This window comes from Adlercreutzia sp. ZJ138, from assembly GCF_011038935.1.
In the GTDB taxonomy this organism is placed as follows: Bacteria; Actinomycetota; Coriobacteriia; order Coriobacteriales; family Eggerthellaceae; genus ZJ141.
This window is the reverse complement of sequence record NZ_JAAKEA010000030.1, coordinates 1-18,753: the sequence shown is the minus strand read 5'-3', so window position 1 is coordinate 18,753 and position 18,753 is coordinate 1. Positions and strand designations below refer to the sequence as shown.

General features: G+C 52.6%; 16 protein-coding genes and 5 tRNA genes. 11 read left to right on the top strand and 10 right to left on the bottom strand.

Annotation, left to right across the window (positions count from 1 at the left end):
- Positions 1-134: 134 nt before the first annotated feature.
- The 5 genes from G7Y43_RS10040 (at position 135) to G7Y43_RS10020 (ending at position 3,959) form a co-directional block, all read left to right on the top strand.
- A tRNA-Leu gene (locus G7Y43_RS10040) sits at positions 135-220 on the top strand.
- Positions 221-261: 41 nt separating this feature from the next.
- Positions 262-1,503 carry a serine/threonine transporter SstT gene (gene sstT, locus G7Y43_RS10035; RefSeq protein WP_165046275.1) on the top strand — a complete coding sequence of 414 codons (1,242 nt, stop codon included), beginning with the start codon at positions 262-264 and terminating at the stop codon, positions 1,501-1,503.
- Positions 1,504-1,560: 57 nt separating this feature from the next.
- Positions 1,561-1,637, top strand: a tRNA-His gene (locus G7Y43_RS10030).
- Between the two features lie 96 nt (positions 1,638-1,733).
- Positions 1,734-1,809, top strand: a tRNA-Lys gene (locus G7Y43_RS10025).
- 122 nt (positions 1,810-1,931) lie between these two features.
- Positions 1,932-3,959, top strand: coding sequence for a sodium:proton antiporter (locus G7Y43_RS10020; RefSeq protein WP_165046274.1), 2,028 nt, complete (start codon positions 1,932-1,934; stop codon positions 3,957-3,959).
- 139 nt (positions 3,960-4,098) lie between these two features.
- Here G7Y43_RS10020 and argS read toward each other — a convergent pair whose 3' ends face one another.
- The 5 genes from argS to G7Y43_RS09995 form a co-directional block, all read right to left on the bottom strand.
- Entirely contained in the window at positions 4,099-5,814 is a 1,716-nt protein-coding gene (gene argS / locus G7Y43_RS10015; RefSeq protein WP_165046273.1) for an arginine--tRNA ligase, read from the bottom strand.
- A 161-nt stretch (positions 5,815-5,975) separates the two neighbouring features.
- Positions 5,976-6,932, bottom strand: coding sequence for a carbamate kinase (gene arcC, locus G7Y43_RS10010; RefSeq protein WP_165046272.1), 957 nt, complete (start codon positions 6,930-6,932; stop codon positions 5,976-5,978).
- A gap of 86 nt (positions 6,933-7,018) precedes the next feature.
- Positions 7,019-8,014, bottom strand: coding sequence for an ornithine carbamoyltransferase (gene argF / locus G7Y43_RS10005; RefSeq protein WP_165046271.1), 996 nt, complete (start codon positions 8,012-8,014; stop codon positions 7,019-7,021).
- A gap of 130 nt (positions 8,015-8,144) precedes the next feature.
- On the bottom strand, positions 8,145-9,383 hold the full coding sequence (arcA, locus tag G7Y43_RS10000) for an arginine deiminase (RefSeq protein ID WP_165046270.1): 1,239 nt from the start codon (positions 9,381-9,383) through the stop codon (positions 8,145-8,147).
- Between the two features lie 547 nt (positions 9,384-9,930).
- Positions 9,931-10,006: transfer RNA gene (locus G7Y43_RS09995), tRNA-Arg, on the bottom strand.
- 84 nt (positions 10,007-10,090) lie between these two features.
- Here G7Y43_RS09995 and G7Y43_RS09990 point away from each other — a divergent pair.
- Positions 10,091-10,167 (top strand) — tRNA-Pro (locus tag G7Y43_RS09990).
- Between the two features lie 85 nt (positions 10,168-10,252).
- On the opposite strand, the gene G7Y43_RS09985 is transcribed toward G7Y43_RS09990, so the two are convergent.
- From G7Y43_RS09985 to G7Y43_RS09970, 4 genes are all read right to left on the bottom strand, one after another.
- On the bottom strand, positions 10,253-11,296 hold the full coding sequence (locus G7Y43_RS09985; RefSeq protein ID WP_165046269.1) for a GGDEF domain-containing protein: 1,044 nt from the start codon (positions 11,294-11,296) through the stop codon (positions 10,253-10,255).
- A 415-nt stretch (positions 11,297-11,711) separates the two neighbouring features.
- Complete coding sequence (locus G7Y43_RS09980; protein ID WP_165046268.1) at positions 11,712-11,948, bottom strand: hypothetical protein; 237 nt, start codon at positions 11,946-11,948, stop codon at positions 11,712-11,714.
- On the bottom strand, positions 11,938-12,495 hold the full coding sequence (locus tag G7Y43_RS09975) for a DUF3990 domain-containing protein (RefSeq protein ID WP_165046267.1): 558 nt from the start codon (positions 12,493-12,495) through the stop codon (positions 11,938-11,940). Before G7Y43_RS09975 ends, G7Y43_RS09980 begins: the two co-directional genes overlap by 11 nt.
- Positions 12,483-12,713, bottom strand: coding sequence for a DUF3791 domain-containing protein (locus G7Y43_RS09970; protein ID WP_165046266.1), 231 nt, complete (start codon positions 12,711-12,713; stop codon positions 12,483-12,485). The genes G7Y43_RS09975 and G7Y43_RS09970 overlap by 13 nt, the downstream gene beginning before the upstream one ends.
- Positions 12,714-12,855: 142 nt before the next feature.
- Between G7Y43_RS09970 and G7Y43_RS09965 the strand changes: the two genes are divergently transcribed.
- From G7Y43_RS09965 to G7Y43_RS09955, 3 genes are all read left to right on the top strand, one after another.
- Positions 12,856-13,833, top strand: a complete 978-nt coding sequence (locus tag G7Y43_RS09965) for an FAD-binding protein (protein WP_165046276.1) — start codon at positions 12,856-12,858, stop codon at positions 13,831-13,833.
- Between the two features lie 305 nt (positions 13,834-14,138).
- Complete coding sequence (locus tag G7Y43_RS09960; protein ID WP_165046265.1) at positions 14,139-14,426, top strand: hypothetical protein; 288 nt, start codon at positions 14,139-14,141, stop codon at positions 14,424-14,426.
- Positions 14,419-14,883 carry a PIN domain-containing protein gene (locus G7Y43_RS09955; RefSeq protein WP_165046264.1) on the top strand — a complete coding sequence of 155 codons (465 nt, stop codon included), beginning with the start codon at positions 14,419-14,421 and terminating at the stop codon, positions 14,881-14,883. The genes G7Y43_RS09960 and G7Y43_RS09955 overlap by 8 nt, the downstream gene beginning before the upstream one ends.
- A 45-nt stretch (positions 14,884-14,928) precedes the next feature.
- Here the strand turns inward: G7Y43_RS09955 and G7Y43_RS09950 are convergent, their stop codons facing one another.
- Positions 14,929-16,569, bottom strand: a complete 1,641-nt coding sequence (locus G7Y43_RS09950; RefSeq protein WP_165046263.1) for an FAD-binding protein — start codon at positions 16,567-16,569, stop codon at positions 14,929-14,931.
- Positions 16,570-16,820: 251 nt separating this feature from the next.
- Between G7Y43_RS09950 and G7Y43_RS09945 the strand changes: the two genes are divergently transcribed.
- Both G7Y43_RS09945 and G7Y43_RS09940 read left to right on the top strand, forming a co-directional pair.
- Complete coding sequence (locus G7Y43_RS09945) at positions 16,821-18,311, top strand: response regulator transcription factor (protein ID WP_165046262.1); 1,491 nt, start codon at positions 16,821-16,823, stop codon at positions 18,309-18,311.
- A gap of 78 nt (positions 18,312-18,389) precedes the next feature.
- Positions 18,390-18,704, top strand: coding sequence for a ribbon-helix-helix protein, CopG family (locus tag G7Y43_RS09940; RefSeq protein WP_165046261.1), 315 nt, complete (start codon positions 18,390-18,392; stop codon positions 18,702-18,704).
- The last annotated feature ends 49 nt before the right edge of the window (positions 18,705-18,753 follow it).

The window sequence follows — 18,753 nt, the reverse complement described above, 5'->3', positions numbered from 1 at the left end:
CCTAAGTTCCCCAACGTAGTAACACGTCTATCGCCCCGTTTTGCCATTCGGATGCACTATTACAGGCACAATTCTCGCTAATCTGCTATCATGCGAATCGCCGCTTTAAACTAGGGTGGCGATTCGGCTTTTGTGCGGGCGTGGCGGAATTGGCAGACGCGCCAGATTTAGGTTCTGGTGGGCAACCCCCGTGAAGGTTCAAGTCCTTTCGCCCGCACCATATTCAATCAACCCACACATCGGAACTGAAAGGAAGTGCCCATGGAAGCGTTAAAGGGCATCGGTAAGGCTTGGGGATCAATCAGCCTTGTAAAGAGAATTGTTATCGGCTTAGTCATTGGCATCGTGCTTGCCATAGCTGTACCTGGTCTTTCGGTTGTATCTTTACTAGGAACCCTCTTCGTGTCGGCATTGAAGAGTATCGCGCCGGTGCTCGTGTTCTTCTTGGTCATCAGCGCACTCGCAAATGCGAAGACAGCAGGCTCCATGAAAACCGTCGTGCTGCTTTACGCGGCCAGCACCTTCATCGCCGCGCTCGTGGCAGTGCTGGCAAGCATGGTGTTCCCTGTTGACATCACACTAACGGCCGCCGTCGAACAAGACTCACCGTCGGGTATCGGCGAGGTGTTAACCACACTAGTATCAAACGCCGTAGCGAACCCCGTTGACGCGCTTCTGAACGCGAATTATCTGGGCATCCTCGTGTGGGCTATCGTGTTGGGTATCGCGTTGCGTGCGGCAAAGCAGCAGACGAAAGACGTGTTCACCAGTATCTCCGACGCCGTTGCTACCGTGGTTCGCTGGATCATTGCCTGCGCTCCGTTTGGTATCATGGGTCTCGTGTACACCTCGGTATCGGAAAACGGTCTCGAGATCTTTACGGAATATGGGCAGCTACTTATCATCTTGGTCGGCTGCATGCTGTTCATTGCGTTAGTAACCAATCCGCTGCTGTCATTTATCACCATGCGCAAGAACCCCTATCCACTCGTACTGCGCTGTCTGAAGGATAGCGGCATCACAGCGTTTTTCACCCGCAGCTCTGCGGCGAACATTCCAGTAAACCTGGAGCTGTGCCGCAAACTCGGCCTTGACAAGGATAATTACTCGGTATCAATTCCACTTGGTGCCACCATCAACATGGCCGGCGCTGCAGTAACCATCACCGTTATGACCATGGCCGCCGCACACACCGTTGGCGTGAGTGTCGACATTCCCACCGCTGTTATTTTGAGCGCCTTAGCTGCAGTATCAGCATGCGGCGCATCGGGTGTGGCCGGCGGATCACTGCTGCTCATCCCCTTGGCGTGCTCGCTGTTTGGCATCGGAAACGACATTGCCATGCAGGTAGTTGCTATCGGCTTTATCATCGGCGTGATTCAAGACTCGCTGGAAACGGCCATCAACTCTTCTTCCGACGCCTTGTTCACGGCTTCCGCCGAGTACCGCGTATGGGCAAAAGAAGGCCGTCAATTCCAGCCTGGCAAAGACGTTGAAAAATAACGGGATTTGCTCTTGCATCGAACGAGCATTATCTCTATAATTTCGCCTTGCGCCTTGGTGGGTATAGTTCAGTTGGCTAGAACGCCAGATTGTGGCTCTGGAGGTCGTCGGTTCGAGTCCGATTACCCACCCCAGCGCAGTTTGAAAACGCTTAGAGATTTTACTTGCATCATTTGCTCAGATGCACTAAAATAGCCAAGCGCTAAAAGCAGCTTTACATATTTTGAAACGGATCGTTAGCTTAGTTGGTAGAGCAGGGGACTCTTAATCCCAAGGTCCGGGGTTCGAGTCCCCGACGATCCACCATCGACCTTAAAGCTTCCTTTTGGGAGCTTTTTTCATTTTTGTAACCCTTACTCAACTCTCGCAAGAAACCGAGTGAATCGTACGGTACACTAACGGCGAAACCTACGATTCGGAGTACTTGCATGGAAACATTACTCTTGGCGCTGCTGCTTCTCGCGGCAGTCTTAGTGTCGGCTGTTCTCGATCAGATCATACCGAAGATATCGCTACCCTTGGTACAGATTGCCATCGGCGTAGTGATCGCGTTATTCATGTCGGGAGAAATCAATATCAAACTCGACCCCGAGTTGTTCCTCGTGCTGTTTATTGCCCCTTTGCTCTACGACGAGACGAAATCGGCCGACGTCGCCACACTCTGGAGACTGAAAAAGCCAATCCTTTCGTTGGCTATCGGACTGGTGTTAGTGACCGCACTTATCATCGGCTTTGCAGTGAATGCACTGATCCCTTCTATCCCCCTTGCTGCCGCCATCGCACTGGGTGCAGCACTTGGCCCCACCGACGCCGTTGCCGTGTCGTCGCTTTCTAAAGTGGTTGCCATCCCCGACCGCCAGAAACGCATACTACAAGGCGAGCTGCTGCTCAACGATGCCAGCGGCATCGTCTCATTCCAGTTCGCCATCGCTGCGGTAAGTACTGGAGCCTTCTCGCTGATGCATGCTACTGGCGATTTCCTGCTGGAATTCTGTGGCGGGCTCGTGCTCGGAGCGCTGCTGGGCTTGCTGGGCAAGCTGTTACTGGGGCGTGCTGCACGCATCGGTGTTGACAACACCACCTTCCATACACTGTTTGACCTGTCCACCCCCTTCATCATCTACCTATTCGCCGACCACATTGGCGTCAGCAGTGTAATCGCCGTCGTTACGGCCGGCCTTATGAGCATCACCTCAACCAATGACGCAGGCCCTTCGGTATCTAAAATGAACATCGTGTCGAGCAGTGTATGGAAGGTACTTGCCTTCGCCTTGAACGGTGTTGTGTTCGTACTTTTGGGTACGCAGTTGCCGCGAGCCATGCAACGCACGTGGGATGACGTAACCATCAGTAACGTTTCACTCATCCTGTACGTTGCACTCATCACGATCATTCTGTTGGGAATTCGCTTCATCTGGACAGCGGCTATGGAGCTTTTGCGCTGGCGGAAGGAAGGACGCACTCGCAACGTCAAGCTGCCGCTGCGTGACGCACTTATTACCACGCTATCGGGAGCAAAGGGAACCATCACGCTATCAATCCTCTTCTCTATCCCGTTCTACGTGTCGACAAATCCGGTGATGCTCTTCCCACAGAGAAACCTTATTATCTTTTTGGCGTGTGGTGTCATCCTGTGCACGCTGCTTATATCAACGTTTGTAGTGCCCCTTATCGCACCAAAACCGAAGCAGCCCGATACCGAAGTGGTTGAACAGGAAACAAAGCTAGTCGTCGACATGCTCGGCGCTGTTATGGCTGAACTAACAGCGCTTCAAACCGCCGAGAACCGTATTGCTGTGCAAAAGGCCACAAGCTCCTATCGGACACGTATCGCCAAGCTGGTAAGCGAGCATGGACTCGAAGAGGACAGTGATCCGACGCTGAAGATCATGGCACTGCATTGGCAGCGCGAGAAGGTTGAGGAAATGCTCAACCAAGATGAAACCGATCCGGGAACCGCACGGCGCTACCTCGACCGCTTGGCAGAGGCAGAAGTGCTGCTCGCCGACGCAAGCTTGGTGCAAGCACTCGACAGCGCATGGCGGCGCAGTCGCCTGCTCTCAAAGCAGGTAACGCAAGCTATCGGCCATCATATCCCCGCACTTACCGACGAGCAAAAGCAAGACGCATGGCGCCACGTGCAGATTGAAGCGCACAAGTACGCGCTTGAACACCTGACCGAGCTCTTGTCGGATCCACACTACCCGAGCGGCGAAGTGAGTGACCTTGTTATGCAGTACCAACACACCTGCAACGTATTCAGCGCAACCCCGCCGTCGCTTACCGCCATTGCGCGCGCCGACAACGATGCCGCTACCTTCTTGCTAATGGGGTATCAGATGGAACTCGAACGCATTCAAGAGCTATATGAAGACGAGCTTATAACGCGCGATACAGCAAAGCGCCTGCGCAACAATGTTGCCCTTATGCGTATGGATTCCGAAGGGGTAATTTAATAGCAATCACGATGCTACGTCATTCGTAACACCACACGACGGAACTGCAAGGCTTATGCAAAAAGGGGAGGGAAGCAGCCGAGGCCTTCCCTCCCCTTGCAGTCTTGCGACTTCCCTCTTCCCTACTTTTACCCGACTCCTACATGCGCTCAGGGGCGCTTACACCCAGCAACTCAAGCGTGAGCGCTAACACGATGCGTGTGGCATCGGCCAGCGCCAAGCGCGCTGCCTGAACATCGTCAGCTTCACCGATAATGTGGCAATTCGTGTAGAACTGATGGAACAAGCCAGCAAGTTCCTGAGCGTAATGTGTTAAACGGAAGGGTGCACGATCACGCGCTGCGGCGGCCACCACGTCTTGGAAGTCGGCCATTTTACGCATCAACGCAAGCTCAGCGTCATGCGTGAGTGGCGAGAGATCAACTTCAGCAGGTATCACTTGTACGGCGAGTTCAGCAACACCAGGAGCGTTGTCAGTTCCCTGTACACCTGCCGCCTTACGCAGGATAGAACAGATGCGCGCGTGGGCATACTGTACGTAGTAGACCGGATTCGATGCGTCCTTCTTCTTTGCAACCTCAATATCGAAATCAATGGGCTGGTCAGACGAGCGCGACAACATAAGGTAGCGCGTGGCGTCAACACCCACTTCATCAATGAGTTCCTCAAGTGTAACCATTTCGCCCGTGCGCTTCGACATGCGCACTGCCTCGCCATCGCGGTACAAGTTCACCAATTGACCAAGCACTACCTCAAGCGCGCCAGGCCACCCCCACGCCTCAAGCATACACTCACAACGCTTGATGTAACCGTGATGGTCGGCGCCCCACAGGTCGATCAGATGATCAAAGCCGCGCATCATTTTGTCGTAGTGATAGGCAACATCCGACATGAAATAGGTCATTTCGCCATTTGCCTTGATGAGCACACGGTCTTTTTCATCACCAAGCGCGGTCGAGCGGAACCACGTAGCCCCTTGGTCGGTGTATACGTAGCCTTTTTCTTCCATAGCGGCTAGTGAACGTGACACAGCGCTTTCACCCTGCTCGTTTTCCTCGTACAAACCGCGCTCACTAAACCAGCGGTCGAATGTGGTGCCCAGGCGACCAAGCACGTTTTTCTGCAGGTCGAGCATCTGCTGATAGGCAATTTCGCGGAACGCCTTCATGCGCTCTTCGTCACTCAGAGAAACGTAAGCATCGCCTTCGCGGTCGATGATACCCTGTGCGATGTCAGCCACATAGCTTCCGCCATAGCACTTTTCGGGCATCTCACGGTCATAACCGAGCAGCTGCATGTAGCGTACCGACACCGAGTTGCCGAAAACATCCATCTGTGTGCCGTGGTCGTTTACGTAAAATTCCTCATACACTTCGTAGCCAGCATGGCGCATGACGCGCGCCATCGCGTCGCCCAGCGCAGCCCAGCGGCCATGACCTACGTGCAACGGACCTGTTGGGTTTGCCGACACATACTCGAGGTTGAGCTTCACCGAACCGTCCGCCAGCTCACTTTTGCCGAAATTTGCCTGGACAGCACGCGCTTCGGCAACCACGCCTTGTAAAGCAGCGGGTGCCAATCGAATGTTAATGAAGCCCGGTCCTGCGATCTCGATCGAGCTAATCATGTCGTTTTCGGGAACGTTGTCGACGATAATCTGGGCGATCTCGCGTGGATTACGCTTCGCAGCCTTCGCGCATCGCATGGCGACCGTGGAAGCCCAGTCGCCGTTCGACTCGTCGCGGGGTCGCTCAAGGGCAGCTTCCGGAATCGGGTCGAGGGCCAAAGCCTGCTTCTCAACAGCAGCTACGAGAGCCGCATGCACCAGTTGATCGATGTGTTCGCGAATCTGCATGATCCTTCTTCCTCTGAATGGCGGGCAGCGTTAATGCAATATTGTAGCATGCCGCCGCAACACCACCCTCCCCCTCTCTTATTCGCACCACGAAAAAGCGGCACCCGCCGAAGCGAATGCCGCCTTCATAATGCTTTACCGCAAAACGCGAAACGCACAGACTAGTCGGCAACGATAATGGTGCCGGTCTCGCCGCGCAGGCCAGCGGCCGCGCACTCGAGAGAGGTGATGAGCGCCTTGCCCTGCGGGAACTTCTCGACGTACTCGATGCAAGCCTCAACCTTGGGCAGCATGGAGCCGGGAGCAAACTGGCCCTGAGCGATGTACTCGCGAGCCTGCGAGACGGTCATCTCGGAGATCTCTTCCTGCTCGGGCGTGTTGAAGTTGATGCACACCTTCTCCACAGCCGTCAGAATGACCAACATGTCAGCGCCGAACTCGGAAGCCATCAGCGAGCTAGAGCGATCCTTGTCGATAACGGCAGGGGTGCCTACGTAGCCGTTCTCGGTCTCGAACACCGGAACACCGCCGCCACCAGTGGAAACGACGATGTAGCCGTTGTCCACGAGGTCCTTCACGGCGTCGAACTCAACGATGCGCTTCGGGATAGGAGAAGCGACAACCTGACGCCAACCGCGGCCAGCGTCCTCCTTCACCGTGATGTTCATCTCGGCAGCCTTGGCCTTGGCAGTCTCTTCGTCCATAAACGCACCAACCGGCTTGGTGGGGTTCTGGAACGCAGGATCGTCAGCGTCGACAACCGTCTGTGTAACGATGCATGCAGACGAACGGTCGATGCCGCGCTGCTTCATGTCGTTCAAAATAGCCTGGGACAGCTGATAGCCGATATAGCCCTGGCTCATAGCGCCGGCCTCGGGGAACGGCATCTCCGGGGTCTTGCCATCGTTAGCGGAAGCGTACGCGAATGCGTTATTGATCATGCCAACCTGGGGGCCGTTGCCATGAGAAACGATGACGTTGGTGCCTTCAGCGATCATGTCAACAATGTGCTTCGCCGTGTTCTGAACGAGCTGGAGCTGCTCCTGCGGGGTGTTGCCTAGGGCGTTGCCGCCCAAAGCGATAACGACGGACTTGCCGTCACCCTTCTGGTAACCCATTGGAATCCTCCTAATTAACAGTTCCAATCAAATAAGGAAAGAAACTCGGGTGCCCACAAGAGACACCCGAGCGAGACAAGCAAACCTTAGGACAGGGTTGCGTACATGACAGCCTTGATGGTGTGCATGCGGTTCTCAGCCTCATCGAACACCTTGGACTGCTTGGACTCGAAGACCTCGTCCTCGACCTCCATCTCGGTAACACCGAAGCGCTCAGCGATGTCGGCACCGATGGTGGTGTTGGTGTCGTGGAAGCTGGGCAGGCAGTGCAGGAAGATAGCGCTGGGGTCGGCCATGGCCATAACTTCCTTGGTCACGCGATAGGGCTCCAGCAGCTTGATGCGCTCGGCCCAAACCTCGTCGGGCTCACCCATGGATACCCAAACGTCGGCGTAGATGGCATGAGCGCCCGTGCAAGCCTCGGCAACGTCCTCGGTCAGCTTAACGGTGCAGCCATTCTCAGCAGCAATAGCGGTGCAGGTGTCGATGAGCTCCTGGTCGGGCCAGTTCTCCTTCGGCGCGCAGCCGACGAAGTTCATGCCCAGCTTGGAGCAGACAACCATCAGCGAACGGGCAACGTTGTTGCGAGCGTCAGCCATGAACACCAGGGTCTTGCCCTTGATGTCGTAGTTGAAGTTCTCCTGGACGGTCATGATGTCAGCCAGCATCTGGGTGGGATGCCACATGTCGGTCAGGCCGTTCCACACAGGCACGCAAGCGCTGTTGGCCAGTTCCTCGACGTCGCTCTGAGCGAAGCCACGGAACTCAATGCCGTCATAGAAGCGAGCCAGAACGCGGGCGGTGTCCTCGATGGACTCCTTCTTGCCCATCTGGGAGCTGCCCGGATCAAGGTAGGTCACGCCCATGCCCAGATCCATGCCGCCAACCTCGAAGGCGCAGCGGGTGCGAGTGGAGGTCTTCTGGAACAGCAGCACGATGTTCTTGCCCTCAAGGTAACGATGAGGCACGCCAGCGCGCTTCATGTCCTTGAAGTTCTTGGCCAGGGTGAGCATGTACTCGATCTCCTCGGTAGTGAAGTCGAGCAACCTCAGGAAGTCACGACCACTCAAAGAAACAGGCATGTTGGTTCCTTTCTATAAAGAAGGTTATCTACTGCGGACGGCAAACCGCCCGCTCTTCTCGGCTTTTGGAGCAGGCACCTACTCCAAAAGCCGTAAAAGACAAAACTAAAAGCCACAACGGGCACGGGGTTTAAAGATCCTCGCGCTCGAACGGCATGCTCATGCAGCGTGGGCCGCCACGACCACGGGACAACTCGGCAGACGGAACAACCAGAAGCTTCAGGCCTTCCTTGTCGAGCAACTCGTTCGTAACGGTGTTGCGCTGATACACACAGATGGTACCCGGAGACACGCACAGCGTGTTGGAACCGTCGTTCCACTGCTCGCGAGCAGCTGCGATCGGATCGCCGCCGCCACACGGGATCAGCTTAACGCCGTCGACACCGGTAGCGTACTCGAGGATCTTCTCCAGGGAGTCAGTGTGTTCCTTGATGCTGATCTCGCCCTCGGCGTTGCCGCGGGTGATTTCGAAGACACGCAACGTGCCCATAATTGCCGGATGGATGGTGAACTTGTCAACATCGATCTGGGTGAACACGGTGTCAAGATGCATCATGGCGCGGTTGTTGGGGATGTCGAACGCGAAGATCTTCTCGATCTCGCAGCCCTCGGACTTCCAGAAGATGTTCTGCGCGATAGCATCGATAGCTGCCGCCTGGGTGCGCTGAGAAATGCCAATGGCAAGCGCGGTGCGGGACAGGTTCAGGATGTCGCCACCTTCGATGTGGAACGTCTGACCGCGGTCGTACCACAACGGCGTGCCCTTGTACTCCGGATGATACTTAAATACATAATCGCCGTAGAGCGTCTCGCGGTTACGCGTGACAGAGTACATGCGATTGAGAGAAACACCATTGCCGATGCAGGCAAACGGGTCGCGCTGGAAGTACAGGTTGGGCATCGGGTCGATGACGAGGTCGCTGTCATCGTCGGCTCCAACCAAGCTGGCAAGCCTGCCACCCGTAACAGGAAGCTCGAGTTCGGACTTGGCAAGACCGGCCACGGTCTTATTCACGAATTCCAGGTTGTCGCTGATAGAAGCGAGCTTCTCGCGAGCGACCGCCTTGTAGGCGTCGTTGACGATGCCAGCTTCAGCGATGTACTGGTCGAGGAACTGATCACGCAGAGCGGGATCGGCGTCAAACACCTCGGCGACGAGCTTCTCAATATAGAGAATCTCAACGCCCTCTCCGCGCATGAGTTCCGCAAAACGATCGTGTTCCTGCTGAGCGACCTCCAGGAACGGAACGTCATCAAACAGCAGACGCTCCAGTTCGAACGGGGGGAGGTTCAGCAATTCGTCGCCAGGTCGATGCAGGCAAACTTTTTTGAGCTTGCCGATCTCACTGGTCACATGAATGCCACTCATTTCACCCTCCTTCTTTTTCGATTATGCACTTTTCATTACCTGCACACGAAACCCTAAGAAGCACCCGGCTTCGTGTTGATACATCTAAAATCGCATGCTTGACCCCAAAAAGCAATATGTAAAATCATTCGGTAATCGCAAAGATACAAACGGCCCGGTATCCCGCCCTTTTGCACGCACTTCCCTTTTGCGGATTCATAAATTGAACATAAATGCAGCAGAGATCTGCGCTTGACTTTTACCAGAAGTCTGCGCAGATCAATACGCGAGTTTGTCTCTCGGGAGAATTACATATCAAAAGTTATGCATAAATTGAGCCTAGCATGCGTTTTCATTCTTTTCGCTTTCAACTGACAAAAACGCGATCAGCGTAAAGAAGCACACGCTTATAACCTTACGTCAATGATCGTATATGCGTGGTACTCAATTGTTTCTTCAACGGCAATCTAACGCAATGCGATTATCCCTGCGGTTTTCCCGTACCGGTTTCCTCTTCGCGATAATGCAAACAGGCCAGTAGCTTCACGCCGCTGACCTGCTAATGAACTGGCGCGCCCAGTAGGACTCGAACCTACAACCTACGGATTAGAAGTCCGTTGCTCTATCCATTGAGCCATGGGCGCTTAGAAAACGGAGGTATTATACCGTAGAGCAGCATATTTTCGCCAGTGCTCGCCGTTTCTGCTATAATTGCGAACGCGCTTTGTCGGGGCGTGGCGCAGTTTGGTAGCGCGCCTGCTTTGGGAGCAGGATGTCGCAGGTTCAAATCCTGTCGCCCCGACCAGTAAGCTCACAAGCCAGAAGCATGTTTCAGCTTCTGGCCTGTTTTCTTTTGAATCTGATCGCAGGCCCAAATTGATAACCACACACTACCGGCGACGATCGAATCCAGAGCTCATGTACCATGCAGCTTTATCTTTATACATGCGCCGGTCGGCTTCTTTCTGCATTTCCTCAAGAGAGTATTCGGGGAACTCACTACGCGAAACGCATCCCGCCGAAAGGACCAAAGGACAATCCCGCTCCGTGAATGTGCATTTCCAAGTGCGCGTTTCACGAATGAGATCGGCAAGCTGATCAGATACCCGCTCGGGATCGTCGAAGCTTACAACGGCGAATTCGTCGCCACCGATGCGGGAAATAGTGCTATCGGGCCCAAAAGCGTTGCGCAAAAAGTCAGCTGCAGCACAGATCATCTCATCGCCAGCCAAATGCCCAAAGGTATCGTTAATATACTTCAGCCGGTTCAGGTCGAAGATCACCAGTGAAAAGTCCTTGTTAGCACACTTCTCTAGAACCTGATTGTAATACACGCGGTTGTACAGCCCAGTCAAACCATCGTGGTAAGCTTGGCTGACGGTTTTATTCAAGTAATACTGCTTCTGAACAGCCAATACACCCATACCACCGAAAGCAGCGAAATACAGCACGGGAAAACGTGTTAGAAAGGTGGCGGTGTAGTAATCCACAACTATCTGATTCAGCGGAGTATAGAACAGTGCAATTAGAAACAACTGGAAGTACATGCTTAAAAAGAACGCAACCCGAATACCCAAAAGACTTGGGCCGATGACAGGAACCAACAAGATCCACAAGCAGGCAAATCCTTCGTTCTCGCCCGACACAGCATAGAAAGAAAATGTGATCGCAACCATAACCGCAGCGATTGCTGCTGACACCAAAGCTTTCTTCCGATAAGCGCACAGGGCGGCAACTATGAATCCAACCATAAGCAACGAGGTGCTCACTGTCATGAGCCACCAACCCTTCTCGATGTTCATGGCGGTAAGAATGGCGGAAATAATAGCAAGGAAACACGTGCCTAAAAGGAGCGTGCGAAGCTGTAGCTCCTTATCAGAAGCGCTTTGCAGATCCTCGAAGAGAATCTCTTTGGCGGTGTTCCACTTCGTCATCAATTATTCCTTGCTAAATACGTGACGTCGAACATCCATTGTAAACCGCAGTGCCACAAAAGAATAAAAATAGTTGAGCTATTTCACGAATGAGAGCGTTTTGTGTACCAAAGAGAGTGCCCTACGAAACTTAGTTTGCACACCTTACAAATGCGATTCGCTTACTCAGAAACATGGGCTGTCCGCCCGAGGACACCATCGTGCAGTCGGACATCTGCCCGACGCTGAAATGCGCGATATGATTACAAGCCGCTATGAGTAGGAAGCTGCTAGTCAGTTGCCTGCGGATTTACATCAAGAGGGCACATGGCTTTGGGAGGAGAAAATGATGACAACGCACTAATCGCACTCACTTAATAGGAGCAGCAAGAGATCAGGATAGACACTAGGCTGTCCCTATTGTCTATCCTAGTTGTCAGCTGTTTTTCTCGCGCGTCCAAATGCCGCATAGATAATCAGGACCTTCAGCCCATAGGCGAGTATCGTAGTCGAAGAGCATTTGATACGTGTTCGATCCAGCAAACCCGACAAGAGCTTCCGGGAAGGAATATCCCTTATCGTTCGAGAAGTCCTCAAGCATCATGCGCATAACCATAATCGCGCAAGCTTCCATTTGGGATTCAGTTAATGGTTCTCCGAAGTCAGCCTTCACAGACAGTGCTCCCTTCGAAGACAAGATGATTAATGGATTTCTTTGTCCTAAAGCAATACTGATCGGAAAGCCGATTAGGTAAAAGTGTCGACACAGCAAGTCGATCTGCCTGCGCCGTGCCCGGTTTGCCAAACGCCTCAGACAAGTAGAGCTGCAGCGTACGCGCCGTCTGATCGTTAGCGATTTTCCCAGCAATCACATCGAAGCCATCCAACTCTTCCAACAAAGAAGCGAATAAATCGCCGCGACGGTTAGCAGCGACAAAATGCAGCCATCGATCATCAGCATCTGGAAAGGTGTAGAAGAGTAGCTTTTCAGGGTGCATCAGGCGATAAACGGATACATAGCCGCCCCTAACTTCTTCCCCGCTTATCGCGCGGTGCTTCCGAGCTGAAAGCGCTACAAAGCTTCTAGCCTGTTCGTAGTCGGTGGTGAGATAGAATCCACGGCCGAAGTCTTTTCCCGAGGCGCAGCGCGCCAGATCTATGTTGCGCACCTCGGTGTAGCTACCATGGTAAAGAAGCAACCCTTCACTCAATTCTTGCATGGTAAAGCTCCCCGAGCCTGAAGATATCTTTCCACATCGCCAAGCGCACATTGATAGCTGCTCACGTGAAGGAGATCGTATAGATCGTCAATATAGTCAAAAACGCCTTGGTCGCGAAACAGGATGGCAACCTCCCCCGCTGGCATACGCCACGCAACTTGCGCCATGCGAAGCAGCCAGCACTGCATATCGGCAACGTCTATCTGCCGAGACGACATATGTGTGCTCCTTCCAACGCCAAAACGAATTTCTCTCATTCTACCAGCGGAAAACGATCGAATAAACCTTCGGATCGGTTCGGCAGAACGAACACAGATCCGAACACAGATCCTCAGTTACTGACCACGGGTTAGCCAGTATCTGTCGCTGCTACTGGCTAACCCGTGGTCAGTAACACTTATTCAAGGTGACGATGGTCGTATAACCGGCGTCATTGCAAAGAACGCTGACGGAGGGTATATTCAATGCAACGCTTCCAAAGGTGTCGTTTTGGCAACTGGCGGTTACGAATTCAACTGGGAACGACTGAAGAAGTGTCTCCGTCCGCGCGACCTGCAAGTGCGCGCATGGGTCAACAGCTGCATGGGGAATACGGGAGACGGCCATGAGATGGGGCTTGCTGTCGGAGCCTTCGAGGACGAATATCCTCACGCTCTATGCACAGATCCCTCTGGCACAAAAAGCGGTGGGGCGTTCGGTGCAGCGATCCATCCTTTCATGCGCGTAAACGACTACGGCCTACGTTTCGTCAACGAGTCCATTCCCTCAAACTTCCTTGCAAACGCAATAAACGCCCAAGTCGGTGCGCACGATTGGGTGATCACTGATGCAAACATAGCATCAAATATCGACAAAATCCGCGACCTCACGATCCCTGGTGTCACACCAGAACAAGAGGCGGAAGGGTTCATTGCCGATTCGGTAAGCGCCGACACGCTGGAGAAGCTCGCCGAGCAAATGGGCGTGAATCCTGCCACTTTCGTCGCAACCGTCAACCGATACAACGAACTGTGCGACAAGGGTTCAGACGACGACTTCGGCGTGCCCACTGAAAAGCTTGCACCCGTGACCACCCCTCCATTCTATGCTTGCGACGAAGGACAGATCAATTTAGCCACCGAATGCGGCTTACGTGTCAACTCCGACAGCGCCGTACTCTCCCTTGAAACGAACGCACCAATTCCCGGTCTCTACGCCGTGGGAACGTGTTCGGGAAGCATGTTCTACGGCACGTATCCGCATCATTGCAGCGGCATCAGTCTCGGTCGTGGCCTGACCTACGGCATGATCGTTGGACGCATCCTCAGCGGTACTGAAAACCCCGTCAACGATCAGTAGTACACTAATTTGCCGAGCCCCGTCGAACAAACCCTGTAAACAGTCCTACCAAACATTCGCCACAGTACGAGACACGTCTCCGTACTGTGGCGAATTGTATTGTATGTTAGCTTGTATGAGTACAGTACGAAGCGACAGCTGACTTCTAACCTGTATGTTGCCTGTATGTGGGTATTCGCCCTCATCAGCCTATTGTACCTACAACAGAAGCTTCGAAGCTTGATTCTTGTACCTAACAGATGAGATTCTCTTGTTTAGTAATATGGATGACTCTATAATGTAAACACGTAAACAAAGGAGGCATTGTGACTACGAAAACATTCTCCGGCCGTGTTGATGCGGATACTCTTGCATTTGCGGATGCCTTGGCACAACGCGATTATGGTCTCTCATTCGGACAGTATTGCGGTACTGTTTTACTCGGCTCTATTCAAGCCACAGGGTCGATGCCTCAACTTCCCAAGTCAGTACAATCCAAAAAGAGTCATGCCGCCACGATCATCAAAGAATTTACCGTTCGAGGGCGCAACAATGCAGTCGGGCATATGTCCGATGCTGAAGTGCGCGATATGATTGCGAGTCGCTATGAGTAGAAAGCTGCTAGTTGATACCAACATTCTTCTCGATGCGGCTATGGGCGAGCGCCCGGGATGGGCGGCAGCAACGATGCTCATTGATGAGATTACCTACGAAGATGTTCACGGTTATGTGTGCGCCGGGTCTCTTAAAGACGTGTACTACGTTTTAACTAAGTATGCCGATGAAAAAGCAGCGCGCGAATTCATAGTTGCCCTTATGGATCTCTTCGAAGTGGTGGCTATCGATTACGCCCTTTGTCATATAGCCGCAACGTCAGACGAGCCCGATTTCGAAGACGGCTTGATACGCGCCTGCGCCGAAAGCGTACCTGTCGACTTCATTATCTCTCGTGATGAAAAAGCCTTCAAACGATCACCCATCAAACGGCTTTCAGCCCAGGATTACCTCGATTTGTTTTGCGAAGTCGATGAGGTCTCTCCAGCGCCGCAAACACCCGAGGAAAAGGAATAACACACTCGAGCGTTTGCGGCTTTACATCATGATTACAATGAAAACTTATGCCAGTAGCTCAGCTGCTGATTCTCCAGCAAGCCACCCTGAAGCAAGACAGAAGCCGTTCGCAGCCCCCTTCGAGACGTAAGGAACAGCCCACAAATCCGCATCAGCACCCGCCGCAAAGAGGTTATCGATGGGCTTGTTGTCAACATCAAGAACACGGCAACGCTCGTCGGTTTTAATGCCACCCAGAGACAGCCATGCACTCGGATTATATTGAATCAAATAATAGGGTGCTTGCTTAACAGGGGTCAGATACGTGGGATCAACCAAAAAGTCTGGATCTTCGCCTGCATCACAGTAACTGTTGTATTTCTCAACGGTTTCCTCGAGGTTGCTTAGATCGAACGCCTGGGCAATCTCTGCGATCGTATCTCCTTTTGCCGCCCAGCCTTCAGAAATGGCGGTATCGATGTCCGTCTCAATATTGGTCAGGGTCATCTTGGCAATAGCCTTCCATTCTTTAGCCGCCTTACCACCAATCGCAAGCAGATTAGACAAAGGCTCGCTCTTCACGCGATCCATAAACGCCTGGTCGCAAACACAATAGTAAGTGGAATTACGAATGAGCGGCTCTCCGGCAAACATACCGCGATCGCAAACGATACCTTCATCAAAGAATCGTCCACCTTCAGCATCCACCATGAGAAGACCCATGATAGCCATACGCAACGCGCTGTTGCATTCTAGATCACCAAACGTATAACGAAGACCTGATGCCTGAGCGTTAGCACCACCGAACTCATTCATTGAAACACTAAAGTTTTTGCCCATCTGTCCGCCAGCGGAAAGCGCCATCTTAATTCCGTCACCCTTAGCATTTTGGTCGCCACAGGAAAGCATCTTAGCCCCAGCGAAATACTGCTTGACCATTTCCTCATTGGCTAAGAAGCCACCGCAGCACAAAATTACCTTTTTTGCGTTGATATCCACCGCACCGTTGTCGCTCTCACACTGAACACCGGCAACTGCGCCTGTCTCGTCGAAAATGAGATACTTCGCAATAAGTCCAAACCGGGTTTCCACTCCCGCGTCGGAAAGCATGCGCTCCCAGCCTTGTGCACGATCCTCCATTGCCTCCATATACAGGCAACCGGCCCTATCGCCGATCGGAGCCTCTTTTGGAGCCAATGTGTTCACAAACATGAACGTAAGACCGGCATCAATAGCAGTATCGATGCAAATGCCCGAATGCTCGACAAGATTACGCAGAAGCTTGCTGTTCTCCTGGTAATGCGTCTGCTCAAGCAGCTCCTTGTACGCCTCGACAGGAACGATCTGATTATCGGGATTTGCCTCATTTTGGTGCTTTGATCCGTACACCGAGGGAGCCGTAGTATTCACATTGCCCGTGCCCACCATAGATGACGCACAGTCGATCGCTAGGACTTTTGCCCCAGCCTTCCCCGCCGCGGTGGCGGCCATCACACCGGATGCACCAAGACCCACAACGAGAATATCAGTATCAAGTGTCTCAGAAGCGACAAGACGCTCGCCTACATCCTCACCCTGCGCATCCTGTCCCGTTGCCTCCTGTTGATTAGTCGAAGAAGAGCATCCGGCTAACCCCATGATGCCCGCTGCCAAAGCAACCGATGCACCTGCTCCAATAAAAGAGCGACGACTCATTTCCCTTGTCATGATAACCCCTTTCCTTGGTTTCAAACATGGCGTTACGCCACGTGAATCAAATCAGAAACCAGGTGTTATGTCTCCATCTATATCGCATTGTTTCTCAAAACTCGTCCACCCATTTTTGGTGTATTCCCTTTTTGAAGAAGATCATACTGATAGCGAAAGCGCTCCAACACCATGCATGTGCTACCATCGAGTTGTGAACACAGCAACGTCCTTTGCTCGCACACCGGTTTTCGTGTTCAGGAGGTAGAGCAATGCCCCGATGTATCCCCCTCAATCCCCTAAGCCTCGGTTTCGGGCTCTGCTGGGGCATTCAGCTTGTCTTGCTCTTCAGCAGAACACTCTTCGGATCTGACGGCCGCGGAGCAGATTTATTCAACTATGCATTGGGTATCAGTATTGCAGTAGCCGCTCTAGCGGTTTTTGTTGCTGCACAGCTTTATCCCACAAGGTTTAACAACACGCACAGCACGAACTTTTGTTTCATGGTATTGACCTACGGCGCACTGCTCATGGTGGGAACTGTACTCATTTTGGTAACGCTCTTCGCTTCCGAACAGTATGCCTTACAGATTGCAGGAGGCTTATTCGCAGGCTTTGGCTTGTGTATCAGCTACATCACATGGATCAAAATGATCGCTTGTCACAGCGCTGACCAGATTAGATCCGCACTTTCGATTTCTTTTTGCACAGGAATTGTTCTCTTTGTGCTTCTTGCTTGGGCCCCTCCCGTACCACGTATCTTCTGTATCACTACCGCAGCCGTTGTGTCATGCGCCCTCGGTCTAAGCTATGCAAAAACAGCAGAACACCCCGAGGCGCTCGGACAACCCAACAACATAATAGTTAAACTCGATAATCTAGCAACGTGCGTTGCTGTTTCAACAGTTGGGTTTGCTTATGGTGCAAGCGGCTTCCTATCGTTGAACAGCCCTTCGGCGATTCAACAGAACACTATCGTTTGGCATCTCTGCCTTCTTATCGTCAGCTTTCTACTATTCGTGGCAATCACACAGTTTTTACCTCGGCAAGCATCGATATCGCTGCTATTTCAGATCGTCTTTCCCTTAGTTGTAGTCGCCATGGGAATCTTACCCTTTGCCCCTGTGTGGTACTGGGATATATACAATTTCATCGTAGCTGGCTCGTTTCAACTTGCCGAGATGATCCTTTTCTTCTCGTTCGCAACCTCAGCGATACGCATAGTGAATCTCAAGGCCGTCTGCCTTCCCCTTGCTGGCATGTGGTTCGGCATTAATGCGGGTTTACTATTCGGTAATCAGATTTTTGCGGGAAGCTTCGATCGATTCTTTACCTTATCCGCATTAGTGATAGCCATCTTTTGTTCATTCTCTTTAGCTATGTTCATCCTAGCGCTCGTATGGAGACAGCAAGCTCTTACCAAACCCAACTCCCAACCAGCGAATAACACCCTGTCTGAGACGGCTGAACCCGTCTCGACAGATAATACCCCCATTGCCACCACACCGAACCGGGATCCCCTTATCGAAGTCCAACTGAGCATACAGCTAACCTACGAACTCACCGATCGCGAAGCCGAAATCATGGGATACATCGCTAAAGGCCGCAGCAGTACATTCATCTCAGAACGACTCTATCTCTCCCCCAACACGGTGCGCGGATACATTCGGACTGCGTACGCCAAACTCAACATCCATTCAAAACAAGAAGCGATCGATCTTTTCGAGAGAGAGCTTGAAATGCTTGAGAAGCAGCGGCTTTAGTGCTGTCTTGAACGATCCGAGCATCCCTTCGCAAAAGAATCCGATCAAGAGGGCACTTGGCTTTGGGAGGAGAAAATGATGACAACAACGAATGACAAGCAGATTTGCAACGAACTTGGACTGACAGTGGACGAGGTAGACGAAATCGTCGCCAAGGTAGAAACTGGCGATTTAAGCGATTACGATACGAGTAGGGTGATGGTAGGGCGCCCGCTCGAGAAAAAACCGATGGATACTATCTCCCTTAAAATCCCGAGATCCCGTATTCAAGCAGTAAATCGTATGGCGCGAGAAGCGGGAGTCAGCAGGTCAGAGTTTGTTCGTCGCGCAATTGACAACGAACTAATCACAGCTTCTCGGGTTTTTAGGCGGGGAGTTACGCCTGCGGCATAACCTCAAGGGGTGTGTTCATCTTTTCGAACAGAGAAAGGCGCTTCTTCTT